Source organism: Caballeronia sp. LZ001, assembly GCF_031450875.1.
Classification (GTDB): domain Bacteria; phylum Pseudomonadota; class Gammaproteobacteria; order Burkholderiales; family Burkholderiaceae; genus Caballeronia.
Map to the genome: position 1 here is coordinate 2435290 of NZ_JARTVX010000004.1, position 25374 is coordinate 2460663.

The 25374-nt window shown below is 62.2% G+C and carries 24 protein-coding genes and 1 pseudogene; 20 read left to right on the forward strand and 5 right to left on the reverse strand.

The features are described from left to right. The first annotated feature begins 8 nt into the window (after nt 1–8). From P9292_RS22340 to P9292_RS43245, 11 genes and pseudogenes are all read left to right on the forward strand, one after another. On the forward strand, nt 9–1193 hold the full coding sequence (locus tag P9292_RS22340; protein ID WP_250508685.1) for a type II secretion system F family protein: 1185 nt from the start codon (nt 9–11) through the stop codon (nt 1191–1193). A 3-nt stretch (nt 1194–1196) separates the two neighbouring features. Further along, entirely contained in the window at nt 1197–2861 is a 1665-nt protein-coding gene (locus tag P9292_RS22345; RefSeq protein WP_244827310.1) for a GspE/PulE family protein, read from the forward strand. 12 nt (nt 2862–2873) lie between these two features. Further along, nucleotides 2874–3695, forward strand: a complete 822-nt coding sequence (locus P9292_RS22350; RefSeq protein ID WP_309961282.1) for a hypothetical protein — start codon at nt 2874–2876, stop codon at nt 3693–3695. Beyond that, complete coding sequence (locus P9292_RS22355; protein WP_244827308.1) at nt 3692–4273, forward strand: hypothetical protein; 582 nt, start codon at nt 3692–3694, stop codon at nt 4271–4273. Before P9292_RS22350 ends, P9292_RS22355 begins: the two co-directional genes overlap by 4 nt. Then, nucleotides 4270–4791: a hypothetical protein gene (locus tag P9292_RS22360; RefSeq protein ID WP_309961284.1), complete on the forward strand. Its 522-nt coding sequence runs from the start codon at nt 4270–4272 to the stop codon at nt 4789–4791. Before P9292_RS22355 ends, P9292_RS22360 begins: the two co-directional genes overlap by 4 nt. After that, a complete protein-coding gene (locus tag P9292_RS22365) occupies nt 4788–5345 on the forward strand; it encodes a hypothetical protein (RefSeq protein ID WP_309961286.1) in 558 nt (185 codons plus the stop codon). The genes P9292_RS22360 and P9292_RS22365 overlap by 4 nt, the downstream gene beginning before the upstream one ends. After that, complete coding sequence (locus P9292_RS22370; RefSeq protein ID WP_309961288.1) at nt 5342–7270, forward strand: secretin N-terminal domain-containing protein; 1929 nt, start codon at nt 5342–5344, stop codon at nt 7268–7270. The genes P9292_RS22365 and P9292_RS22370 overlap by 4 nt, the downstream gene beginning before the upstream one ends. A 22-nt stretch (nt 7271–7292) precedes the next feature. After that, nucleotides 7293–7760: a type II secretion system protein gene (locus tag P9292_RS22375; RefSeq protein ID WP_244827304.1), complete on the forward strand. Its 468-nt coding sequence runs from the start codon at nt 7293–7295 to the stop codon at nt 7758–7760. 5 nt (nt 7761–7765) lie between these two features. Next, nucleotides 7766–8143, forward strand: coding sequence for a type II secretion system protein (locus P9292_RS22380; RefSeq protein WP_244827303.1), 378 nt, complete (start codon nt 7766–7768; stop codon nt 8141–8143). Next, nucleotides 8118–8654 (forward strand): type II secretion system protein, encoded by a 537-nt coding sequence (locus P9292_RS22385; protein WP_309841814.1) that lies wholly within the window; start codon nt 8118–8120, stop codon nt 8652–8654. The genes P9292_RS22380 and P9292_RS22385 overlap by 26 nt, the downstream gene beginning before the upstream one ends. An 87-nt stretch (nt 8655–8741) precedes the next feature. Further along, nucleotides 8742–8867 (forward strand): annotated as a pseudogene (locus P9292_RS43245) (carbohydrate-binding protein); the annotation flags it as partial. A 40-nt stretch (nt 8868–8907) separates the two neighbouring features. Here P9292_RS43245 and P9292_RS22390 read toward each other — a convergent pair. Beyond that, nucleotides 8908–9084 carry a hypothetical protein gene (locus P9292_RS22390; protein ID WP_309961290.1) on the reverse strand — a complete coding sequence of 59 codons (177 nt, stop codon included), beginning with the start codon at nt 9082–9084 and terminating at the stop codon, nt 8908–8910. Here P9292_RS22390 and P9292_RS22395 point away from each other — a divergent pair. Further along, entirely contained in the window at nt 9006–10727 is a 1722-nt protein-coding gene (locus P9292_RS22395) for a glycoside hydrolase family 19 protein (RefSeq protein ID WP_409015405.1), read from the forward strand. The two genes, P9292_RS22390 and P9292_RS22395, sit on opposite strands and share 79 nt — an antisense overlap. Before the next feature lie 97 nt (nt 10728–10824). Here the strand turns inward: P9292_RS22395 and P9292_RS22400 are convergent, their stop codons facing one another. After that, nucleotides 10825–11712 carry a lytic transglycosylase domain-containing protein gene (locus tag P9292_RS22400; protein ID WP_309961294.1) on the reverse strand — a complete coding sequence of 296 codons (888 nt, stop codon included), beginning with the start codon at nt 11710–11712 and terminating at the stop codon, nt 10825–10827. A 270-nt stretch (nt 11713–11982) separates the two neighbouring features. Between P9292_RS22400 and P9292_RS22405 the strand changes: the two genes are divergently transcribed. Next, on the forward strand, nt 11983–12843 hold the full coding sequence (locus P9292_RS22405; RefSeq protein ID WP_309841807.1) for a 2OG-Fe(II) oxygenase: 861 nt from the start codon (nt 11983–11985) through the stop codon (nt 12841–12843). Nucleotides 12844–12912: 69 nt separating this feature from the next. Here the strand turns inward: P9292_RS22405 and P9292_RS22410 are convergent, their stop codons facing one another. Then, a complete protein-coding gene (locus P9292_RS22410; RefSeq protein WP_309961296.1) occupies nt 12913–14382 on the reverse strand; it encodes a lytic polysaccharide monooxygenase in 1470 nt (489 codons plus the stop codon). A 595-nt stretch (nt 14383–14977) separates the two neighbouring features. Here P9292_RS22410 and P9292_RS22415 point away from each other — a divergent pair. The 7 genes from P9292_RS22415 to P9292_RS22445 all read left to right on the forward strand — a co-directional run bounded on the left by P9292_RS22415 (nt 14978) and on the right by P9292_RS22445 (nt 22381). Continuing rightward, nucleotides 14978–15907, forward strand: a complete 930-nt coding sequence (locus P9292_RS22415; protein ID WP_250463598.1) for a bestrophin family protein — start codon at nt 14978–14980, stop codon at nt 15905–15907. Between the two features lie 82 nt (nt 15908–15989). Further along, nucleotides 15990–16595 carry a glutathione transferase GstA gene (gene gstA, locus P9292_RS22420; RefSeq protein ID WP_250463595.1) on the forward strand — a complete coding sequence of 202 codons (606 nt, stop codon included), beginning with the start codon at nt 15990–15992 and terminating at the stop codon, nt 16593–16595. A 265-nt stretch (nt 16596–16860) separates the two neighbouring features. Next, nucleotides 16861–17367, forward strand: coding sequence for a spore coat U domain-containing protein (locus P9292_RS22425; RefSeq protein ID WP_244827295.1), 507 nt, complete (start codon nt 16861–16863; stop codon nt 17365–17367). 257 nt (nt 17368–17624) lie between these two features. Further along, the gene (locus tag P9292_RS22430) at nt 17625–18131 is read left to right on the forward strand and encodes a spore coat U domain-containing protein (RefSeq protein WP_250463592.1); all 507 of its coding nucleotides are present in this window, start codon (nt 17625–17627) and stop codon (nt 18129–18131) included. 91 nt (nt 18132–18222) lie between these two features. Then, nucleotides 18223–18948 carry a molecular chaperone gene (locus P9292_RS22435; protein ID WP_309961301.1) on the forward strand — a complete coding sequence of 242 codons (726 nt, stop codon included), beginning with the start codon at nt 18223–18225 and terminating at the stop codon, nt 18946–18948. 36 nt (nt 18949–18984) lie between these two features. Beyond that, complete coding sequence (locus P9292_RS22440) at nt 18985–21405, forward strand: fimbria/pilus outer membrane usher protein (RefSeq protein ID WP_309961303.1); 2421 nt, start codon at nt 18985–18987, stop codon at nt 21403–21405. Nucleotide 21406: 1 nt separating this feature from the next. Next, entirely contained in the window at nt 21407–22381 is a 975-nt protein-coding gene (locus P9292_RS22445; protein WP_309961305.1) for a spore coat protein U domain-containing protein, read from the forward strand. Between the two features lie 28 nt (nt 22382–22409). On the opposite strand, the gene P9292_RS22450 is transcribed toward P9292_RS22445, so the two are convergent. Then, complete coding sequence (locus tag P9292_RS22450) at nt 22410–24695, reverse strand: arginine/lysine/ornithine decarboxylase (RefSeq protein WP_244827289.1); 2286 nt, start codon at nt 24693–24695, stop codon at nt 22410–22412. Between the two features lie 106 nt (nt 24696–24801). Further along, on the reverse strand, nt 24802–25371 hold the full coding sequence (dcd, locus tag P9292_RS22455; protein WP_086972352.1) for a dCTP deaminase: 570 nt from the start codon (nt 25369–25371) through the stop codon (nt 24802–24804). Nucleotides 25372–25374 lie beyond the last annotated feature (3 nt).

A 25374-nucleotide genomic window follows, 5' to 3' on the forward strand; every position in this document is an offset into this window, starting at 1 on the left:
CGGCAGTCATGCGATATCGCGTGCGGGTCGAGTCCGACGGCGGCCAGCAGGAACTGGAGCTCGATGCAGCGGACGAAACGCAGCTTCGGCAGAACATGGCCGACATGGGTTTGTCGCTGATCGAAGCGACGCCCGTGGAAAAGAAGTCGCGCGGTCTCTCGTTGCGCAAGCCCGTATTCGAGCGCGCGCTCTTTACGCAGGAACTGATCGCGCTTCTGGAAGCGGGCCTGAGTCTCGTCGAAACGGTCGAGACGTTGCGCGACAAAAGCAAGGAAGGCCTCAACCGGACGGTGCTGCAAGGCATCGTCACCGCGCTTTACGAAGGCGAGCCGTTGTCGCGGGCGCTCGAGCGTCAAACCGAACATTTCCCGCCGCTGTATGTCGCGACCGTGGCATCGGCGGAACAGACGGGGCATCTTTCCGAGGCGCTCAAGCGCTATCACCACTACGACGCGCGGCTTGCGGCGGTGCGCAAGAAAGTGGTGTCGGCCATGGTGTATCCGTCCATCGTGATCGCCACGGGCGCGTTCATCATCCTGTTCCTCGCGTTCTACGTGATTCCGAAGTTCAGCCAGGTGTTCGCGTCGATGAAAGACATTCCCTTCTCCGCCCGCATGATGCTCGCCTGGGGCAACCTCGTCGCCGAGCACGGCGGCGTGCTGCTCGCGGGCATCGTGGCCGCGCTCGCCGGCGCGATCATGGCGCTGCGCAACGAGAAGGTGCGCGGCAGATTGTTCGGCGCGGTGCTGCGCCTGCCCAAGCTCGCGGATTACCAACGGCTGTTCGCCCTGACACGGTTTTACCGGACGCTCGGCCTGTTGCTCGCGGGCGGCATGTCGATGGTCGCGGCGCTCGAACTTTCCGCGCAATTGCTGCCTTCGCTGATGCAGTCCGCGCTTGCGCGCGCGCTGGACGAAGTGCGCGCGGGCAAGTCGCTGTCCGGCGCGTTGCCGGCCGCGAATCTCACGACGCCGGTGGCCGAGCGGCTGATCCGCGTCGGCGAGCAGAGCGGCGAGCTGGCCGGCATGGTGACGCGCTCGGCCGAATTCTGCGACGAGGAACTCGACCGCGCGATCGACACGCTGATGCGCGTGGTCGAGCCGGTGCTGATGCTGGTGGTGGGCGGCATCGTCGGGACGATCATCTTTCTGCTCTATATGCCGATTTTTCAGTTGGCCGGAAGCGTGGGATAAGACATGGAACAGACCACCGATACGCCCGCGAAGGCGAACCCCGTGCGCGACCCGCGCCCGAAGCAGCAGCAGCTCTGGGACGAAGCGGAACACGACGGCGCCGACTATCTGAAGAAGGTCACGCAGACCATCGGCCTGCGCGGCTTCGACGCCACCGCGCTCGAAACGCTCGAACCGCGCTTCGACCTCCTGCCGTTCGGCGAAGCCATGTCGCGCCGCTGTCTGCTTGCCGCCGACAGCGACGCGCGCCTGTGGTTCGTGCTTGCCGATCCATTCGATCCGCCGCTGCGTGCCTGGGCGATGCAGCGCGTTAAGAAGCCATTCGCGTTCGCCTTCTGCGTGCCGGGCGAGCTCATGGCGTACCTCGCGCTGCACGAGTCCGCGCATCAGGCGCTCACGCAGGTCAATGTCGACAGCAAGACCGGCAACGCCGCCGCGGCGGGCGTGGAGATCACGCTCGCCACGCTTTCGGCGGACGTGCATCCCGTCATCCGGCTCGTGAATTCGTCGCTGTACGACGCGCTCAGGGCGCGCGCCTCGGACATTCATATCGAGAGCACCGCGACGGGTCTCGTCATCAAATACCGCATCGACGGCGTGCTGCAGGAAACGGCGTCCGCGCCCGGCACCGATGTCGCGGAGCAAGTGCTCTCGCGGCTCAAGGTCATGGCGGAGCTCGATATCGGCGAGCGGCGCATTCCGCAAGACGGCCGCTTCAAGGCGTTCATCAATCAGCGCGAGATCGATTTTCGTGTGTCGATCATGCCGTCGATTCACGGCGAGGACGCGGTGCTGCGCGTGCTCGACAAGCAGCGCGGCGATGCGAACAGCACGACGCTGCGTCTGGACGGACTCGGACACGACCCGGACACGGTAGCGTCGATTCGCTCGATCGCGCGCGAGCCCTACGGCCTGTTGCTCGTGACGGGCCCGACTGGTTCGGGCAAGTCGACCACGCTCTACGCCACGCTCACCGAAATCAACACGGGCGACGAGAAGATCATCACGATCGAAGACCCCGTCGAATACGAACTCGCGGGCGTGCTGCAGATTCCGATCAACGACAAGAAAGGACTCACCTTCGCGCGCGGCCTGCGTTCGATCTTGCGGCACGATCCCGACAAGATTCTCGTGGGCGAGATCCGCGACGGCGAAACCGCTGGCATCGCCGTGCAGGCCGCGCTCACGGGACATCTGGTCCTGACCTCGGTGCACGCGAACAACGTGTTCTCCGTGCTGGATCGCTTCCTTCACATGGGCGTCGACATGCACAGCTTCGTCGATGCGCTGCTCGGCGCCGTCGCGCAACGGCTCATGCGCAAGAACTGTCCGCATTGCGTGCGCGACGACGAGGTGCCCGACGACGCCACGCTGCTTGCCTCCGCGCTCACGCGCGAGCAGGTTGCGCATTGGCGCTTTCGCCGTGGCGCGGGCTGCGAGGCATGCCGCCGGACGGGCTATCTCGGGCGTCAGCCGATTGCGGAAGTGCTGCGGATGAACGACGCGATCAAGCAGTGCTTCGTGGAACGGCGGCCGTTGATCGAACTGAAGCAACTCGCGAATCGAAGCGGTTTCGTGCCGATTCGCCAGATCGCCCTGCGCGCGGTCGCGGATGGCCGCACGACGCTCGCGGAAGTCAATCGCGTCACGATCGTCGAACCGGCATAGCGGAGAGGGAACATGTCACGTTGGTCGGATCTGGTCGGAGCGATGAGCGCCGTCGCGAAGCGCCCTTCGAGGCGCACGGGACCGGCCCGCGCGGGCGCTTTCATGCCGCGCGTGACGCTATGGGTCGATGGCGAACGCGTGCGAGAGTCCGGCGTCGCGAGCAACGTGAATACCGAAGCCCTTACGACGCCGGGCGACACGGCGGCCGCGCTCAAGGCCATCGAGGCACTCGCGCCGAAGCCCGCGCGACCTGGGCTGCACGGCCTGCGCGTGGTCGTCGGCGCGCCGTTCGTGCGCTATTACGCGTTGCCGTGGCGGCCGCATCCCAAACCGGAGCAATGGGTGTCGATGGCGCGCATGCAGGCCGTGCAGGCGGGCGCGGGCGCCGAGCCGTGGCGCTACGCCGTCACCGATGGCGCGTGGCAACAAGGCCGCCTCGCCGCCGCGATGCCCGAGGCGCTGTGCGCGGGCATCGAGCGCTTATGCAAGACGCGACGGCTGCAATTGCTCGGTATCGAGCCGGGCTTTACCTTCTCCATGCAAAAGCATGCGCCGCACATTCGCGACGGCAACATCGCCGTCGTGGAACTGGAGCAGGCGGCAAGCGGCGCGGCCATCGCGCATATCGGCTTGCGGCGCGGCGGTGGCTGGAGCGGCTTCATCGCGCTGCCGGTGGCGGGCCCGCTCGACGACGTGCTGCGCGACGCCTTCGTGCTCGCCGCCACCGAGCCGCCCGAGCGCTGTTACGCCATCGGGCCGGGCGCAGCCGATCGCTGGGTCGCGGATGCAACGCTCGTCGAATGGCTTGCCGCGCCATGGGAGGCTTCGCCATGAAAGCGCCCGCCATCGACCTGCATCGGGCCAATCGTCCGGGCGTGGCGACCGGGCTGATTGCGCTCGCCCTCGGCGTCGTCGTGCTGTTCGTGACGATGCAGTATCGCGACAAGCTCAAGGAGCAAGGCGCCGCGCTCGATGAACGTGAAGCGTCGGTCGCGCAGGAGGAGAAACGCTTCGAGCGCATTGGCCGAGCGCATCGCGGCACGCGCAATCCCCGCGCGGACGCCTTGATGGCGCAGCAGCGCTATGCGGCGGAACCGGCGCGCAGTCTGATCGAAGGCGGTTGGCAACCGAATATCGCGATGCTCTCGCTCGATATCGTGACCGCATCGCGCACCATCAACATGCAGTTCGAGACGCGCTCGGCGCAGGAAGCGATCTCCTACGCGGACTGGCTGCAGGCGCAGCCCGCCGCCGAAAGCGTCTCGATCAAGCGGCAGAGCGAGAAGCCGGGGCCGCCCGTCAAAACCGTGGAAACCGCGCTTCAGGTGACGTGGCGCCCGTTCGCGACGCAGGCGGCAACGGGCGCGTCGGCGCCGGATGTGGCCGCGTCTTCCGCCGGAGGTTCCAGATGAGCCGCTGGCTTTGGGAACTGCGCCGCGCGCGGTGGCGGCTCGGCACCTTCGGGCTCTTTGCGCTACTGCTCCTGAGCAGCGCGGCGATCATCGCGCTGGTCGAGATCTTGCCGCTTCGCAACGACATCGCCGCACGCGAGCTCGATCTCGATGCGCGCACCGCGAAGCTGAAACAACCGCCGCCGCCCATGCCGGATGAAGCCGTGGCGCCGACGAGTCCGGAGCAGCGTTACTTCGTTTTCCTGCACAGCCTGCACGCGATCGCCGCGAAGAACGGTATCTCGATGCCGCAAATCACGTATCAGATGGCCGCGCAGGACAAGGATTCGCCCTCCCGCCGCTTTGTCGTCGAGACGTCGTTTTCGAGTCAGTATCTGCAATTTCGTACTTTCTTCTCCGAGTTGCGGACCTTGCCGGGCATTCGCTGCGAGCGGCTCACGCTGTCGCGGCCGAATATCGGCGTGACCGATCTCGAAATTCGCCTGCAATGTTCGTTCGTCGTGGAGGCGGCCAAGTGAAGCCGCTCGATATGCGAACCCTGAGAATCTCGTGGCCGATAAGCGGGCTGCTCGTCGTGACGCTCGGCTTGATCTTGTTCGTATGGTTTCGCGGGGCGCCCGACGACGAGGCGGATCGTCCTCCGGCGGTGGCCACGAAGGAGCGAGTTTCACCAGCGAGCGCGCCTGCACCGGCAAGTGCGCCGCAAGCCAACGCCGCGCCGGATACCCGCGTTGCCGCCGTGAACATCTTCCCCATGCAGAACTGGCAGCCGCCACCGCCGCCGCCTCCGCCGCCCGAATCCGTCAAGCCGCCGCCACCGCCGCCCTTGCCGCCCTTGCCTTTCGTCGTCCGTTCGCTGTGGCTGGACCAGCAAGGCATCTTCTACGTCGTTCTGAGCGGCACCGGACGCGAGTTCCCGCTTTGCATCAACTGCAAGAAAACGGGTTTCTTGCGTAAGGGCGATGTGCTTCTCAACGCCTACAAGATCGAGGACATCAACCGTAAAGAAGTGAGGTTCATGTACTTGCCGTTGAAGCGCCGACAAACGCTGTCGCTCGGAGAACTGAAATGAGCCGGCTCAAAGACATTACGGTCTGGGTCCTGATTCCGCTATTGACGGCGTGCGCGGGCGAGATGCATCGCAAGGATCTGCAGAACCGTCTGGGGACCATGCCGCCCGACGCGCAGCTCGAATTGCTCGCGCAGCAGAGCGCGCAGTATCCCGACGACCTGGAAATCTACAACTGGTATGTGAGCCTGCGTCGCAAGGTTTCGTTGGAGTACTTGCAGCGCGCAAGTGTTGCGTACCGCGCGGGCGATTCGGCCCAGGCGATCGCGTGGGCGAAGAAGGCTCAGGCCGCCGCGCCCGGCGACGACGGGCCGCGCGAGATGATTGCGTGGATCGAGAAGCAGGCGCCCATCGACACCGCCGTGCAATACGCCGAAACGATCTATCAGGATCAACCGGACCAGGCGATGGCGATTCTCAACGACGTGCTCTCGAAACAGCCCGACAACGCGCGCGCCATCCGTCTGCGCGACCTGCTGCTCGCGCCCAAGGGACAAGACCTCGAACCGAAGCTCAACAAGGACCTCAATCAGCCGATCACGGTGCAGTTCCGGGATCAGCCGCTTATCAGTATCTTCGAGCTGATGTCGAACATTACCGGACTGAACTTCACCTTCGACCGCGAAGTGCAGGCCGCCGCGCCGACGACCATCTTCGCGAGCAACACGCCCGTCAAGCAAGTGATGACGATGGTCCTGCAGGCGAACCAGCTCGCGAGCAAGGTGGTGAGCGGTAACTCGATCCTGATCTACCCGAAGCGGCCCGACAAGGAAACGGAATACAAGGACCTCGTCGTGCGCACGTTCTATCTGCAGAACTCGCAGGCGGCGCAGGTGCTCGCGGCGGTCAAGCAGATGGTCAAGACGCGCGATGCCGTGCTCGACGAACGCACCAACGCGATCATCATGCGCGACGCGCCGGACACCATCAAGGTCGCGGAGCGGATCATCCGCGCGCTCGACGTGACGCCCGCGGAAGTCGTCATCGACGCGCAGATTCTCGAAGTATCGTCATCCGATCTGCTGCAGATGGGCATTTCGTATCCGAATCGTATCGAGTTCGCGCTCATGCCGGACGGGACCAATTCCGATGCCTCGACCCGCGCGCCGGGCACGCTCACCTTGCAGCAACTGCGCAACCTGAACAGCAGCGACGTGCTCGTGAGGATCGGGCCGGTCGGTATCGACATGCTGCAGAACCAGGGCAAAACCAAGACGCTTGCGAACCCGAGCATCCGCGTGAGAAACCGCGAGAAGGCGAAGGTGCTGATCGGCGACCGTCTGCGCGTGGTCACGACGACGCTCTCCAGCAACTTCAGCTCCGAGAGCATCAACTATCAGGACGTGGGCCTCACGCTGGAAGTTGCGCCCGTGATCGTCAACTCGGACGAAGTGCAGGTGAAGTTGCGCATGGAAGTGTCGAACGTTACCGACACGATCACGACGACGACGGGACTGGTCGCCTATCAGATCGGCACTCGCACGGCCGAAACGGTGATGAGCGTGCGCAACAACGAAACGCAGCTGCTCGCGGGTCTCCTGCAGCGCAACGAGCGCGCGTCCGGCTCCGGTTTGCCAGGCCTGAGCCGCATTCCGCTGCTGGACCGGATCTTCGGCACACGCGCGAACGACCAGCATCAGACGGAGCTCGTGCTGATGCTGACGCCGCGCATCGTGCGCAATCAGGCCATGCCGGCGGGCAATGTCGTGTCCTTCGATTCGGGCACGGAGACGCGCATTTCGACGGAGCGCGACCAGATCGGACCGAACGCAAGCGTGCGCGTTCCGCCAAGCGGCGCGGGCAGCGCGCCTGCCCTGCCTCCGCCCGTGCCGACGCCTTCCGCGCCGCCGCCCGTGATGGCGCTGCCCGCACCCACGCCGCCGCCACAGCCACCCGCCGCGACCTCGCCGCCGCCGACCCAACCCTAGACACGTGCAACCAGCCGCGACCATGGACAAGGGCTTCACGATCATCGAGTTGCTCATCACGCTCGCGATCATCGCGGTGCTGGCGATGGTCGCGGCGCCGCTCGTGCAGGTGACCGCGCAACGCAACCGCGAAGACGAATTGCGGCGCGCCCTATGGAGTATTCGCGATGCCATCGATGCTTACAAAGCCGCCGGCGATGCCGGCAAGTTCGATCGTCCGCTCGGCGAAACGGGCTATCCCGCCAAGCTCGACGTACTGGTGGACGGCGAAGTCGACAAGACCAATCCGACTCACGCGCGCATCTTCTTCCTGCGGCGTGTTCCGCGCGATCCGATGTGCGATTGCCCGAGCCGTTCGGATGAACAGACCTGGGGCAAGCGCGCTTATTCGAGTTCCGCCGATTCACCGAGCGAAGGCAACGACGTCTACGACGTCTACTCGCTTTCGGAAGGAACCGGCCTCAACGGCGTCCCTTACCGCAAGTGGTGAGCGTCATGAACAAACGAATGCTGCGCGCTTTCACGCTAATCGAATTGCTGGTCGTTCTGGCGATCATCGCGACCTTGCTCACGCTCGTCGTGCCGCGCTACTTCGGGCAGGCGGAGAAAGCCAAGGAAACCGTGCTGCAGGAGAATCTCGCCGCCATGCGTGATTCCATCGACCGCTTTCGCGGCGATCAGGGGCGCTATCCGCAATCGCTCAACGAACTGGTCGAGCGCCGCTATCTGCGTGAAGTGCCGATGGACCCGGTCGCGCAAAGCCGCACGACCTGGACGACCGAGCCGCCCAACGACGGCACGCCCGGCGTCTATAACGTGCGCAGCGGCGCAAAAGGCAAGGCCAGGGATGGCACCGACTACGGCAGCTGGTAGCGCGCGCGGGCGGCATTCGGATCGAGCGCGTCGAGCGTTTGCATCGCGCAAGCGGCAGCATGGTTTCGGCATGTTGTGGGCGCTGATGTGCGTGGCGCTCATCGGCATCTATCTGATGCAGATCGGCACCGTATGGAGCACGCAGATTCAGCGCAACCGCGAATTCGAACTGCTGAAAAAGGGCGATGCGATCCGCAACGCGATTCGTGAGTACGTCAAGGCCGACCCTGGCGGCGCTTTTCCGAAGAGCTTCGATGACCTGTTGCGCGACTCGCGCGCGTCCTTCGTGCGCCGATACCTGCGCGATGCATACACCGACCCGATGACCAACGGCGAATGGCAAACGGTGCGCGGCCCCAACGGCGAGCTGTACGGCGTGTACAGCTCATCGAAGCAAACGCCGCTGAAAACGGATGGCTTCTCCGACGAGGACGCGAGCTTCGCGTTGAAGACGAGCTACGAGGACTGGAAGTTCACGAGCTACCCGGAAATGAGCATGAATCGAAGGTAGTTTTCATATCGGGCCGGCATGTGCAGCTGCTGGCCGTCGCGTTCCAAAAGAGGTGCTGAGATGTTGACCGTTCGTAGAAAGTTGGCGATGCTTCCAGCCGCGTTGCTATTGCATGCCGGCATCGTGTCCGCGCAGGAAGCATGGCGCGAAGGCGCGACCTATGCGGCTGGCGCCACGGTGACTTATAGCGGTCGCGTTTATCAGGCGCAGCAGGCGCATACGGCGTATCCGGGCGCGGGATGGTTTCCTGCGACTACGCCGACGCTTTGGAAGGATGTGGGGGCGGCGGGGGCTCCTGCTCCTGCTCCTGCTCCTGCTCCTGCTCCTGCTCCTGCGCCAGTTCCGGCTCCTGTGCCTGCGCCAGCTCCAAAGCCATCACCAACACCCGCCCCAACGCCAACGCCAACGCCAACGCCAACGCCAACTTCATCGTGCTTTGCAGCGTGGTCTGCTACCCAAGCTTATGCAACACCGGGTACGCGCATAACTTATAACGGCCGCAACTATCGAAATAAGTGGTGGACCCAGGGAGACAACCCGGCGCAATCGGGCGCCTATGGTGCGTGGGAAGATCTCGGTGCGTGTTCTGGCGGCTCACCTTCGCCTACGCCCATGCCCGCGCCAACGCCAACGCCAACGCCAACGCCTACGCCCGCGCCCACACCAACTCCGACGCCAACGCCGACGCCCGCGCCTGTACCAGCGCCGACGCCAACACCCGTACCGACACCAACGCCGGCTCCCGCGCCCGTACCAACGCCAACACCAGCGCCGACGCCAACACCGGCGCCGACTCCAATCGCATCCTACAAGCCGAAGATCACCTACATCCCCGAACCCACCGGCTATCCGACCGTCGCCCAGTTCAACGCGACCGAGAAGACACTCGTCGATCAGACCAACGGCCAGATCGGCTTGATCCGCGACGCGCTGCGCGTGCTGCCCGATACCGACGTCGATGCCGTCACGCCCGGACGCGCGGCGAATCCATCGAATGTAAAGCGAGTCGAGTCGATCGTAAGCGAAGCGAAGTTCGACCAGCTCTTCCCGGTGCGCAACATCAAATACTCCTACGTCAGCTTCTTGCGCGGGATCGCCAAGTTTCCGGCGTACTGCGGCGATTACACGGACGGACGCGACGCCGCCGCCATCTGCCGCAAGTTGCTCGCCACGTCCTTCGCGCACTTCGTTCAGGAGACGGCCGCCAACTGGCCGTCGCTCACGCCGGCGCAAGTGCGCTCGGGCTATGCGGACCACAACAACGCCGTGCTCGCAAAAATGCCGCAAGACACGGCCATCTCGCTCTGGCAGCAGGCTTTATGGTTCCTTCGCGAGTCGGGCTACGAGGAAGGCTCGGCCGTTGGTGCGTATCAACAATGCGCGCCGGGCTCGCATGCGACCAACTGGATCTTCTTTCCGTGCGCGAAGAACGCGGCAGGCAAGTACCTCGACTACTTCGGGCGCGGCGCCAAGCAATTATCCTGGAACTACAACTTCGGCCCGTTCTCGCAGGCGCTATACGGCGACCCCAACGTGCTGCTCGACGACCCCGGCCGCGTCGCGGATACATGGCTGAACTTCGCCTCGGCGGTATGGTTCGCCGTGACCCCGCAGACGCCCAAGCCGCCGATGACCTGGGCGATCGACGGCACCTGGAAGCCTAATAGCGTCGACGTCGGCAACAACATGAAGCCTGGCTTCGGCGCGACGATCTACATCATCAACGGCGGCATAGAGTGCGGTCAGGGCGGCGCGGAACGCTCGCAAGTCACCAATCGCATCAACGCGTACAAGGAGTTCGCGCGCGAACTCGGCGTCACCATTCCCGCCGACGAACCGCTAGGCTGCGCGAACATGCGCGGTTTCACGGAAGGCTCGGCCGCGGCAATCAAGGCGTATCTGGACAAGGACTATGCGTGGGCCAACGGCAAGCCCGTCACCGGATGCAAGCTCGTCGATTATCAGATGCCGTTCTCGCTTCTCACGCCCGGCGACTACAAGGCCTGCACCGACTACTTCTTCCGCGGCAAGGTTCAATACAACGGGCAGATCGTGATAGACAACACGCAATAGCAACGTCCACGGGCACGCGTTCAACGGTTCGTTCTGGTTGAACGCGCGGCCTGCGAACGACGGTATCGTGCGTCCGATTCCGAAGACCGTGCCATCTTCATTTGCCGCTCTTGTAACGCTCGGTTAACGCCTTGACGCGCGAGACGTAGATCTTCGTCTCGCTGTAGGGCGGCACGCCGTTGTATTTGTCGACGCTCGATTCGCCGCTGTTATAAGCCGCCAACATGAGATCGACGTTGCCGTTGAAGCGCGTTTGCAGCCACGCCAGATAACTCACGCCACCGCGAATATTCTGCGCGGCATCGAAGGGATCGTTGACGTTGAAGCGCAGCGCCGTCGCGGGCATGAGTTGCATGAGCCCTTGTGCGCCCGCGCGTGATATCGCGTTCGTGCGGTACGCCGATTCCGCATGAATCACGGCACGAACCAATGCGCTATCGACGCCGAAGGTCGAAGCAGCCGCATCGATTTCACGTTGATATGAACGCAAGTCGAGCTTCAAGGCGGGGATGCCGATGCTCTCTTCGGGCGCGCACAAGCTGCACGTCTCCATGAAGTGCAATTTGATGACTTCGACGTTTTGCGCCACGCCCAGCGGCATCTTCGTGAGGTAATGCCTGACGCCGTCTTCCACGTAGGTATAGACAGGCGTGACGGCTTCGCGCCTTGCAAGACTTGCACGACGCGGTAACGCCACGCTCGATGCCAGCGCGCCCGGATCGCCCGATGCGGCGGCACGGGCTGGCGCAACGCTCGACGCCACCGGCGGATAGGCGGCTTGCCAGATCAGATTCACGCGACTGCATTTCGCGTTGTCGAGATTCTCGCTCGCATAGCGGACGGAATTATCCGCGGCCTCGCATCTCAACATGGAAGCTGCGTTCGCCTGCCTCATCGACATCACGAGCGCGCAGGCCAGCAGCGTCGATATGGAATGACGCGTGCCGGCTCGCAAGACGAGCGCTACAGTTGAACGTGCGGACATTCAACAAGGATAGTGTGCTTCGGGCCTTCCGCCACGCTTAATCGACGAACCGAGCCAACGAACCAAACCGCCATGCAGTCAGCGTTTCGATTCATTGGCCGATTCACTTCTTTAGCACGATCTTCAATGACGGATTGTCCAAGGATGCCGTTGTTTTACGCCAGCATTTGTGCTTCCATGAAAGCTGATTTCCCCAGCGTTCAACCGAGCGTCGGCTTGTCACGCACCGCTCGGGACGAATCGAAACTCTCGCTTTTTGATGACGTCACGATGAGCACGAATCCGCGCTTCGACGCTACATGGAAGAACTGGCTCGACGAGAATATCCGCCGTGGCTGCACGCATCAATCGCTCATCGACGCAATGGTCGCCAGCGCGTTCCATCCGAACGCCGCGCGCTCCATCATCGCGCGTCACATTGCAGGCGATACATCGGATGACGGCGATGATTCGCCCGGCGTGTATCGATACGGCAAGCCCATGCTTCCCGACGGTCGCGTGCTGAGCGCGAGCGATTGCGAAGCGCTAAAGGTATTCACATGCGAGACGCCGGTAGTCGCGTTGTTGGCCGACGTCTTGACCGATGACGAATGCGCGAGGTTGATCGATATCGGCCGCGCGCGCGTGCAGCAGTCATCGGTCGTCGATCCCGACTCGGGCAACGAGATCACTATCGAGGAACGCAAGAGCGAAGGCGCGTTCGTCAACGCATCGACCGATGCACTCGTCACCAGGATCGATCGCAGGCTCGCCGAACTCGTGCGGCAACCAATCGAGAACGGCGAGGACCTGCATATTCTGCGCTACGGCATAGGTGGCGAATATCGTCCGCATTTCGACTACTTTCCCGAAGAGCAAGCCGGCAGCCGGCACCACATGCTGCGCGGCGGACAGCGTATTGCAACCGTCATTCTTTATCTCAACGAAGTCGAACGAGGCGGCGATACGACCTTTCCGGACGTCGGCTTGCGCATTCATCCGCGTCGCGGCAGCGCGTTGTATTTCGAGTATGTCAATGACCTCGGTCAAACCGACGCGCGCACGCTGCATGCCGGAACGCCTGTCGAAAAAGGCGAGAAGTGGATTGCCACCAAGTGGATTCGTCAGGGCAGGTTTCGCGCCGAAGCCTGACGCATTCAAAGAGCGATCCACGCCGCGTGTGCGCCGGAACAATCGCTCCGGCGCGACACGCTGGCACTGCTACTTGCACGCTCCTACTTTTTCCCATGCACCGTCGGAGTTGGTTGCCGGGTCGACGCCCGAACTCCACCACTTGTTGCGATAGTTCATGCCGCTCACGCTGACACTCGTTCCGGCTGTCGAGTAAGTCTTGCTCGAACTCCAGGCCGGCGCGCATGTCAACGCGGTCTGTCCGGAGCACGTCCCCATGTCCTGCCACGACTTGCCGTTACCCGCGTTGCGCGATGGCTGATCGGAGTTCTCCCAGCGCGCGCTGTAGTTGTGGCCGCTATCCGATACCGTTTCCTTCGCCTTATAAAGCGTGCCGGCTTGCCAGGCAACCGAGCAGGTCGATCCGCCCGCGCTTGGCGACGGGGCAGGGGTTGGCGTCGGGCTCGGCGTTGGTGTTGGTGTTGGCGCCGGGGCCGGCGATGGCGGCTTCGGTGAAGGCGCAGGGGTTGGCGTGGGCGTGGGCGTCGGGGCCGGCGTGGGAGTCGGTGTCGGTGCGGGCGTGGGCGTCGGCGACGGAGCAGGCGTTGGCGCGGGCGCTCCGGTGTAGTCCATCGCGAAGTTGTAGTCTTGCGCGCTATCGACGTAGATGCGGTTCGCCGACATGACCTTCTGCGGCACGATGTTCCCGTTGTTATCCACGAGACCGAGATGCACGCGCCCGGAGTCCGTGTTGATCTTCGTGGCCATTGCATACACCCAGTCGGCCGCGGCGGTCGTTTGCTGCGTCACCGTGTAACTGAGCGATTCGAGATCGTGACCGTCGTTATCGAATACCCGCAAGGTGATCTTCGTGCCGACCGGCTGATCCACCGCGGTGGTCGGGATTGGACGAACTTCGCGCCAGCTCGTTTTAGTCGAGTTGATGACCACGTCCATACACGCATAGAACGCTTCCGCACTATCGTTGCGTTGCCAGATCGCATAAAGGATGCGTTTGCCTGTCTTGCCTGCGGGCAATTTGCATTTCAACTTGTAGCGGCCGTTGTCGAGCGTGACGCTGGTTATCTCGCAGAACGGCTTGCTGTCGAGATCGGACCATTTCAACGGTTGATTGAAGTCGTAACCATCCGCCGACATGAATATCTGGAAGTAGCGCGTCACGTGCGGCGCCGTCGCGTTCCAGACGAACTCGTAGTTGCCGCTCAGGTCGGGCGAGATCGTCGTCGTGGGCCAGTCGTTGCGACCCAGATCCAGACCGTAATAATTCGACTTGTTGGCGCTGCACAGATGCCCGTCGGGTACGAACGATTTGTGATCGCCATTGGGAAGCTGGTTGACGCCCGCCCAGTCATAAAGAAACGCTGGCCCGGCGACGGCCACCGCAGCCTTGCACGCCGCGGACGTCGGACTTTCCGGCCCTTCCTTGTAGCAGGCGTAGACCCGGCTGATCGGCGTTTCCATCGTGCCGTGACTCCACGCAAGGCATGGAACGGCCAGCGGAACCAGCATTGCCAAAACCTTCTTCTTGTGACGCAACATGAGAGACACTCCTACGCTCGTTCAATAGCCAGCGTCCGCTTTGTGTACGACGAGCCGAATTGCCTCGATAAAGATTCGAAACACGTCGGCAAGCGGACTCATTTTCAGAACGTCGAGTCACTCGATGCCTCGTTCCAGTTTCGAACGGCATTGGTGCCCGAGCTTGTTGTTTGCTTCTCCTCGATCGGCTATGCAAGATCACGCGTATCGATACGTGCGCACTCCCGGCATAGAAGAAATGAAACAGGCAACTGGAGAGGGGTCTGGTATCGCGGATTCACACGGACTGTTTTCGCATCTGGCTTCGACGCATGTTTCGCTTACGCCATCTGAAATAGTTCGCTTTACTAACTTAAACGGAATCTACTTGCCCTTCGTTTGGGTTTCATTCTAGACGCTTCAAACGATATGCGGTAGCACACGCGGACCGACATCCCGGATGTTGTCAGCGTAGCCGATGTTCGCCATCAGGACGCGCATGCACCGCAGTGCGCGCGTCGTTTCGCTGCCGCTTTCTACGGCCCGCTTATCATGCTGATTGTTTCTGCATCAATCGACAACGACAGCGACCACGCTTCGCACAAGGTAGTCATTCATGATCATTCGCCCAAAACTGAACTGGTTCCGGTTGCTGTTCGTCTGGCGCGGCTCCGTGCTGCCCCAACTGCTGCCGAGGCTCGCGCTCATCTTCGTGCTGTCGATCTCGGCGATGTTCATGCACGATCACATTCGCAACTATCCGGTGAACCTGGGCACGCCGCCGTTTGCGCTCGTGGGCATCGCGCTGGCCGTGTTTCTCGGCTTTCGTAACAGCGCAAGTTACGAGCGCTGGTGGGAAGGCCGAAAACTGTGGGGCGAACTCTTCATCACGGCGCGCTCGCTCGCACGCCAGATTCTGTCGATGCCCGATTCGCTCGATCCTCTACAAAAGCGGCACTTCCTCGCGGCAATCGGCGGCTTTGCGCATGCGTTGCGGCATCAGTTGCGCGGCACCGATGCGCTCGCCGATCTCGCATCACGGCTGACGCCCGAACTGCACGCTCGCGTCTCGACCGCGCAATTCAAGCCGGGCATCATCCTGCTATGGTTCGGCGAATGGCTCGCACAACGCCAGCGTGACGGCACGATCGACGGCTACGCGCTCATCGCGATCGACCGTAACCTCAACGCGCTGTCGGACGTCATCGGCGGCTGCGAGCGGCTCGCGAACACACCTCTGCCTTTCTCCTATTCGGTGATGATTCACCGCACCATCTATCTGTTTTGCGTGCTGCTGCCATTCGGTCTCGTCGATGGTGCCGGTATGCTCACGCCACTGTTCGCGCTGCTCGTCGCCTATGCGTTCATGGCGCTCGAAGCAATCGCCGCACAGATCGAAGATCCGTTCGGCCTCGAAGAAAACGACCTCGCCCTGAACGCAATGTGCAATACGCTCGAAGCCGTTCTGCACGACATGTCGGCCGATCCCGCCTTCGAACGCGCGCCCAAGGCTTCTTCTTCGTCGCGGCTCTACATACTGGATTGAGACACTTAATTTCATTGTGGATCGTGCCTGGCGCAAGCGCTCTCCTTCATAATCTTTCGAGCCTTATTAATGGAGATTCGCTTTGAAACTGTTCTACAAAGCCGGGGCCTGCTCGTTGGCCTCGCATATCGCGCTTGTTGAATCCGGCCTTCCGTTCGATATCGAAGCGGTCGATCTGAAGGCGAAAGTCACTGCCAGCGGCGCGGATTTCACGAAGATCAATGCAAAGGGTTACGTTCCCGCACTCGTCCTCGACAATGGCGATGTGCTGACCGAAGGTCCCGCGATCATGCAATACATCGCCGACCAGGCGCCCGCAAAGCATCTCGCGCCGCTGAACGACGCCATGGCGCGTTATCGTCTGCAAGGCTGGCTGACGTTCATCGGCACCGAGTTGCACAAGAACTTCTCTCCGTTCTTCAATCCGTCCGCAAGCAGCGACTGGAAAGCGGCGGCAATGAGCAATCTCGAACGCCGCCTCGCCTACACCGCGCAACAACTCGAAGACAAGCCGTACTTGCTTGGCGACGAATTCAGCATTGGCGACGCCTATCTGTTCACGGTGCTCGGTTGGGCCAAGTTCATCGATCTGGATCTCGGCAAGTGGCCGGTGCTCGTGGCGTATCGGTCGCGCGTGGGTGAGCGCGCCGGCGTGCAGGCGGCGCTGAAGGCCGAAGGGTTGATCTGAGCGCACCGCGCGGCCTGATCGCAGCAGACAGCGGCCTCCTTCGGGAGGCCGTTTCTATATCTGACCGCGCAGCGCTTCTATCTTAATAAATCCGCAGCCTTTGATGCAGCAAGGGAAACGCAGCATAACGCTATCTCAATTGAGATTCGTCTCATTCAGTCTTAAAGCGCTCGCCTCTATGATTCATACATGTCGCGGCGATGCAGAAAAACGCAGCGCCGAATCAAAAGCTTCCCGCTTAAATTTGTACTGGAGAGTCTCAAGCATGCGTAACCTGATCAAGAATGTCGCCATCATCGCTATCGTTGCAAGCACCGTTGCCGTCGCTACGCCCAGCGCCTTCGCCGGCAGCAAGACCGCAACGTTCGACGTGACGCTCAACATTCAAGACGATTGCTCGATCTCGGCGAACCCCTTGAACTTCGGCGACACCGGCGCGCTTACCGACAACGTCGATCAGTCCAGCAACCTCGCCGTGACCTGCACCACGGGCACGCCGTACAACGTCGCGCTCGATGCCGGCACGGCAACCGGTTCGCAAGTCGCGACACGCAAGCTCGCCAATGCCGGCGGCACCGCGACGGTCGACTTCAACTTGTATCGCGATGCAGCCCGCACGCAGCTCTGGGGCCAGACGACCGGCACCGACACGACAGCGGGCGTAGGTAATGGCAAAAGTCAGAGTCTCGTCGTGTACGGCCGCGTACCGTCGCAAACCACACCGGCCGCAGGCACTTATAGCTCGACTGTCACCGCAACGGTCGTGTTCTGAAGCGAGTAGATAAGCAGACGGAACGGCCCCCTTCGGGAGGCCGTTTTTGCATCTGACGGCGCAACGAATCTATCGCAATAAAGCCGCGTCTCCTGATGCAGTAAGGGAAAGGCAGCACAACGCTATCTCAAATGAGATTCGTCTCATTCAGTCTTAAAGCGCCCGTCCCTATGATTCATACATGTCGCGGCGATGCAGAAAAACGCAGCGCCGAATCAAAAGCTTCCCGCTTAAATTCGTACCGGAGAGTCTCAAGCATGCGTAACCTGATCAAGAATGTCGCCATCATCGCTATCGTTGCAAGCACCGTTGCCGTCGCCACGCCCAGCGCCTTCGCCGGCAACAAGACCGCGACGTTCGACGTGACGCTCAACGTTCAAGACGATTGCTCGATCTCGGCGAACCCCTTGAATTTCGGCGACACCGGCGCGCTTACCGACAACGTCGATCAGTCCAGCAACCTCGCGGTGACTTGCACGTCCGGAACGCCCTACAACGTCGCGCTCGATGCCGGCACGGCAGCCGGTTCGCTCATCGCAAAGCGCAAGCTCGCCAACGCCACCGGCGACGCCTCGGTCAATTTCAACCTGTATCGCGATGCAGCCCGCACCAAGCTCTGGGGCCAGCAGACCGGCATCGACACGGCTTCGGGTGTAGGTAATGGCGACAGTCAGAGCCTCGTCGTGTACGGCCGCGTACCGTCGCAAACCACACCGGCCGCAGGCACCTATAGCTCGACTGTTACCGCCACGGTCGTGTTCTGAGGCAACTCGCTTCGCTTCATGTGCAAAGCTTGCCAGAGCTCGAATAAAGCTATATCACTGGCATCGTCGGAAGTAATTCGGGAGACCGACGATGCCACGCTTTACACAACCAGCATGGGCAGCCTTTCTGCTTTTGGAATGCGCTGCCTCGCTCGCCGCGTCATTGCAGATATCTCCGGTTTCAATCCAGCTCGCTGGCCCGGAAAACGGCAAGGTCGTCACGTTACGCAACGATGGCGATGAACCGATTCACGCTCAGGTGCGAACCTTCGTCTGGGATCAGTCCGACGAAGAAGACAAACTCACGCCTACCCGCGATCTGATCGCCAGTCCGCCTATCGCCGAAGTGCCCGCCGGCGGTCAGCAAGTCATCCGCGTCATTCGCGCCAACGCCGCACCCGTTGCACAGGAACGCGCATACCGCCTGATCATCGACGAGTTGCCGCCCGACGGCGGCGACAAGCAATCGGCGGTTCAGTTTCGCTTTCGATATTCCGTACCCCTATTCATTTCGCCGCGCGGTGAGGCGAGCACGCCGAAGCTGCAATGGTCCGTCGTCGAAAGAAACGGCAAGGCGTATCTGCGAGTGCAAAACGATGGCGACATTCACGCGCAACTGAGCACCGTTTCACTCAAGACATCGGACAAGGATGTGCGCGTGTCCGGCGGTTTGCTCGGCTACGTGCTGCCAGGCCGGGTGCGCTCATGGATACTCCCCGACGCGGCCAGCGCCATGCACGGCAAGACGGGCGAAGTCAGCGCCACGGTGAACGGCGCCAGCATGAACGGATCGTTAAGCAATCCGGCCGCGCCCTGATCGTTCGGGGTTGCCACGGGAACGGCGTGCATCGTCATGGATGGATCGACTCGCCCAAGGCTCGTGACGCGCGGTGTTCCTCTCCTGATTTCACTGGGCGTGTTTTCCCAAGCGGCTGTTGCTCAAGTCGATATCACCGGCGGCTCGCCCAGCCAGGTTCCGAATATCGCGGGCTCGCCGCGCACGGCCTTGCTCGACATGCAATCGCAAGAAACGCAGTCGCTCGTGCTCGAGATCGTCGTCAACGGCACGAACCTGGGCGAGCCGTCCAACTTCGAGTTGCGTCACGGCCAGCTCTATGCCGAGCGCGCCACGCTCGAAAATGCGGGCATCCGTGTCGACGACTTACATGCCGATGCAGACGGATGGATCGCCGTTTCATCGATTCCAGGCGTGCGCGCCACTTATTCGTCCGCGCGTCAGCAGGCGCTTCTTGACGTCGACCGGTCGCGTCAGATCGCGCAGCGCCTCGGCAACCGGCTTCCGGTTACACCGAAGGCAACGCCCGGCACCGGCTTCGCGCTCAACTACGACGTGACGTACACGCGCCAACTGGGCGAAATGGCGGCCGGTCAGTTCGGCGTCTGGAACGAACAGCGGCTCTTCAGTCCGGCGGGCGTATTCGACAACACCGGCACTTACCTCAACGGCGCCGGAACCAACGGCTACACGCGGCTGGACACGAACTGGGTCTATTCGAATCCGGCCAAACTCATGACGATGACGTTCGGCGACGCCATCTCCGGCTCGCTCGCGTGGACGCGCTCGGTGCGATTCGGCGGCTTCCAGATACAGCGCGATTTCAGCCTGCGCCCGGATCTCGTGACGTTTCCCCTGCCGATGTTCAGCGGATCGGCCGCGGTGCCCTCTGCCGTCGACTTGTATATCAACGGTCTGCGCCAGTACAACGGCAACGTCGCGCCGGGTCCGTTCCAGATCGCGCAGGCGCCCAGTCTGACAGGCGCGGGCACGGCGCAAGTGGTCGTGACCGATGCGCTCGGCCGTCGCGTCACGACGAGCGTGCCGCTTTATATCGACACGCATCTGCTGTCAAAAGGCCTGTCGAGCTATTCGGCGGAATTCGGCTTTCTGCGCGACGATTACACGCTGCGCTCCTGGTCGTACGAGGCATCGCCCGTCTTCAGCGGAACCGCCGCGTATGGCATCACCGACTGGCTCACACTGCAAGCCCACGCGGAAGGCGGGCAAGGTTTGAGCAACGCCGGCACGGGCGCGATCGTGCGCGCAGGCCAATTCGGCGTCTTCAATGCGGCGGCCGCGGGCAGCAAGCTGAATGGCGCGACCGGCGCGCTTTTCAGTCTTGGCTACCAGTACATCAGTCCTGCGGCTTCGCTGACGCTGCAGACCACGCACGCGACCAACAACTATCGCGATATCGCGGCCCTCGACGGCACCTCGGTGTTTCAGCATATTTACCAGGCGACCGTATCGGTCGCGTTGATGCGGTCGCAATCGGCAACAGTGAGCTACGTCGATTCCGAAGACACGTTCTCGGGACACGCGCGCGTCGTCACGCTTGCCTACAACGCCCAGATCGGCAGCCGCTGGTCGCTTTTCGCAAGCACGTATCGCGACTTTCTGCAGCGCGGAGTATGGGGCGGTTCGATTGGCATAACCATCGCGCTCGGCGGCAATACGTCGGTCAGCACGACGGTGGCGCAGTCGGGTGGACACACGACCGCCGACGTCACCGCATCGCGTCCCGCCGACTACGGTGGCGGCTGGGGTTGGTCGGTTCAAGGCGGCGCCGGTGCCGATTATCGTCATGCCTTCGCCGGAACGACTTATCGCTCGAAGTTCGGCGATTTCGAGGCGACCGCGCAGCGCTTCAACGGCACGACGGCGCTCAGCACGGACATGGCGGGCGGCATCGCGATCATGGACGGCGCCATCTTGCCGACGCGCACGGTCACCGACGCGTTCGCGCTCGTTTCGACCGATGGCGTCCCCAATGTTCCTGTCACGCAGGAGAACCGCTTTGTCGGCGTGACGAACTCGAAGGGCTATCTGCTCGTGCCGAATCTGACTTCCTATCAGCGCAATCAACTCGCGATCGACCCGCTCGCGCTGCCGCCAGACGCATCCATCGACAGAACGAAACTGGACATCGCGCCGCAGCGGCGCTCGGGTGCGCTCGCGCACTTCGGCATGTCGCGCTATCAGGGCGCGTCGGTGAGTTTCGTCGATACCACGGGCGCGCCCTTGCCCGCCGGCGCCGTGGCGACGCTCACGAGTACGGGCGAAGCGGCGATCGTCGGCTACGACGGCGTTGCATTTTTCCGCCGTCTCGATTCAGACAACCACGTGACGATTCACGAGGCGAAAGGCGACTGTTCAGCCGTTTTCAGGCTCGACCCGCCGAAGGCTGGAGACCTGCCACAGCTCGGGCCGATCACCTGCCAGCCGGACAAGGGCAAGAGCCAAAAGGAGAAATGACATGCACGCACCCCTTCGCCGCACGCACGGCTCGTTTCGTCCCGTCAGATACGCGTTCGTGTTTCTCGTGCTCTGCGCGCTCTCTGGCGCGGCGCGCTCGCAAACCTGCACGTTTTCGGTGGGCTATACGGATTTCGGCTCCATCGATGTGACGGACACCGAGCCCGCCGATATCGTCGGCGGCATTCACATTTTGTGCAGCGGCTATTCGACGGCGATGGTTCGCATGTGCCTGAACATCGGCCACACCGACTCGCGCACGCTCATTGGCCCAAGCGGCGCAACGTTGAACTACAACCTCTACGTCGATCCGGACCATCAAGGTGTATGGGGATCGGTCACGGCGCCCGACACCGTGCCGCTGACGCTCGATCTTCCCGTTCATCCGGGCGGCAAGGTCTGGGAACATGAGCCGTTCTATGGACGCATTCCGCCTAACCAGCCCGTACCGAACGGCACGTACACCATGCCGTTCAGCGCCTCGGACACCTACTTCGTCTATGTGGGATACACCGGCACGCCACCCGATTGCAAGACGGCAACGGCGCCCTATACGAGCGGTCCGTTCACGGTTACGGCGACGGTCGGCCCGACTTGCACGATAGACGCGTCGCCCCTCGTCTTCCGGGAGGCGAGCCTGCTCGATCAACCGATCGAGGCGACGAGTTCGTTGCGGGTGACGTGCGTCTCGGGCATGCCCTTTTCGGTGGCGCTGGACCGCGGCATGACGCCCGGCGCGACGACCACCAACCGCAAGCTCGCTCGCCAGGGTGGGACAGAGACCATCGACTATCAGCTATACATCGACCCGACGCACAAGGTGCCTTGGGCCGATGGCACGAATGGCACGACGATGGCCTTCAATACCGGAACCGGCCAGCCGCAAACGCTCGTGGTCTATGGCCAGGTCCCGGCGCAGGAATCGAAACCGCCTGGAAGGTATCGCGACACCATCATGGCGCTGATCGTCTTCTAGCAACGATCAGCGCGCAGCTGGGCGCAACTCAGTCGCGCACGCAATCGACGAAGTATTCGATACGCCCGTTGATCACCTCGCCCACGAGCCCGTGGATGTCGGTATGGAAGCCTGGGAAGCGTTCGTTGAATTCGCGCGCGAAACGCAGGTAATCGACGATCGTGCGATTGAAGCGCTCGCCCGGAATCAGCAACGGAATGCCCGGCGGATACGGCGTGAGCAGAATGCTCGTCACGCGCCCTTCGAGTTCGTCGATAGGCACGCGGTCGATTTCGCGGTGCGCGAGCTTGGCGAACGCTTCGGACGGCTTCATGGCCGGCTCCATGCTCGACAGATACATCTCGGTAGTCAGACGCGCGATGTCGTTCGCGCGATAAACACTGTGAATCTGCTCGCACAGATCGCGCAGGCCGATGCGCTCATACGATGGATGCTGCGCGATGAATTCCGGCAGCACGCGCCATAGCGGCTGGTTGTTGTCGTAGTCGTCCTTGAACTGCTGGAGTTCGGTGACCATCGAGTTCCAGCGGCCCTTCGTGATGCCGATGGTAAACATGATGAAGAACGAGTAGAGCCCGGTCTTCTCCACGATAATGCCGTGCTCGGCCAGATAGCGCGTGACGATGCCGGCCGGAATGCCCGTGTCGCCGAAGCTGCCGTCCACGTCGAGTCCCGGCGTGATGATGGTCGCCTTGATCGGGTCGAGCATGTTGAAGTTTTCCGCGAGCGCGCCGAAGCCGTGCCAGCGGTCGTTCGGCTTCAGCATCCAGTCTTCGCGGTCGCCTATACCCTCTTCGGCCAGCGCCTCCGGGCCCCAGACCTTGAAGAACCAGTCGTCGCCGTATTCGTCGTCGACCTTGCGCATGGCGCGGCGGAAATCGAGCGCTTCCGCAATCGATTCCTCGACGAGCGCCGTGCCGCCCGGCGCTTCCATCATCGCCGCGGCCACGTCGCATGACGCGATGATCGCGTATTGCGGGCTCGTCGACGTATGCATGAGGTACGCCTCGTTGAAACGATGCCGGTCGAAGGTGCTGTTCTCGCTGTCCTGCACGAGAATCTGCGACGCCTGCGAGATGCCCGCGAGCAGCTTGTGCGTGGAGTGCGTGGCGAACACGAGCGCGCCGGTACGCGGCCGGCCCGCGCCGATTGCGTGCATGTCCTGATAGAACGAATGGAACTCGGCGTGCGGCAGCCAGGCTTCGTCGAAGTGCAGCGTATCGAGCAGGTCGCCGAGCAGGTCCTTGATCATCTCGACGTTGTAGATCACGCCGTCATACGTGCTTTGCGTGATCGTCAGAATGCGCGGCTTGATCTTCGGGTTCTTCGCGAGCGCCTCGCGCGCGAACGGATTCGCCTCGATCTTCTTGCGAATGTTTTCGGGCTTGAACTCGTCGCGCGGAATCGGTCCGATGATGCCGAACTGGTTGCGCGTCGGCGTGAGGAACACGGGGATCGCGCCCGTCATGGTGATGGCGTGCAGGATCGACTTGTGACAGTTGCGGTCCACGAGCACGATATCGCCCGGCGCCACGGTCGCGTGCCACACGATCTTGTTCGAGGTGGACGTGCCGTTGGTCACGAAGAAGAGATGATCCGCGCTGAAGATGCGCGCCGCGTTACGCTCGGACGCCGCGACCGGCCCGGTGTGATCGAGCAACTGGCCGAGTTCCTCGACGGCGTTGCAGACGTCCGCGCGCAACATGTTCTCGCCGAAGAACTGGTGGAACATCTGTCCGAGCGGATTCTTCAGAAACGCGACGCCGCCCGAGTGTCCCGGACAATGCCACGAATACGAACCTTCTTCTGCGTACTGCACCAGTTCCTTGAAGAACGGCGGCGCGAGCGAATCCAGATACACCTTGGCTTCGCGAATGACGTGCCGTGCAACGAACTCCGGCGTGTCCTCGAACATGTGGATGAAGCCGTGCAGCTCGCGCAGGATGTCGTTCGGCAAGTGGCGCGAGGTGCGCGTCTCGCCGTACAGGAAGATAGGGATGTCCGCGTTGCGGCGGCGCACGGCGTTGATGAACGCGCGCAACGCGACGATAGCCGAAGCCAGTTCCGGCGTGTCGCCTTCCACGACGACGTTATCGGCGTATGGCAGGAGTTCGTCGTCGTCGATCGACAGAATGAAGCACGACGCGCGGCTCGACTGCTGCGCGAAGGCCGCGAGGTCGCCGTAGCTCGTCAGGCCGAGCACTTCGGCGCCTTCGCGCTCGATCGCTTCGGCAAGCGCGCGAATGCCGGAACCCGAGATATTCTCGGAGCGAAAGTCTTCGTCGATGATGACGACGGGAAAGCGGAACTTCATCGTGCGAATCTCCAAATGGAACGACCGCTGCCCGAGACTGGAAGCTCGACGACAGCGGTCTTTCGACAAGCGTATGCGGTGTGCGTTTCTTTGAGAAGCGAAGGAATCAGGTTTTCGGCAGGGTAACGCCGTGCTGCCCCTGATACTTGCCGCCGCGATCCGCATACGACGTCTCGCAAATCTCGTCGCTTTCGAAAAACAGAACCTGCGCGACGCCTTCGTTCGCGTAGATTTTGGCAGGCAAAGGTGTCGTATTCGAGAATTCGAGCGTGACGTAGCCTTCCCATTCCGGCTCGAACGGCGTCACGTTCACGATGATCCCGCAACGCGCGTAGGTGGACTTGCCGAGACATACGGTCAGGCACGAGCGCGGAATACGAAAATATTCGACCGTGCGGGCAAGCGCGAAGGAATTCGGCGGGATGATGCAGACATCGCCCTTGAAGTCGACGAACGATTTCTCATCGAAGTTTTTCGGATCGACGATGGTGGAATTGATGTTCGTGAAGATCTTGAATTCGTCGGCCACGCGGATGTCGTAGCCGTAGCTCGACGTTCCGTACGACACGATCTTGCGGCCGTCTTCGGTCACGCGCACCTGATCGCGCACGAACGGCTCGATCATCTTGTGCTCTTCGGCCATGCGCCGGATCCACTTGTCGGACTTGATGCTCATAGG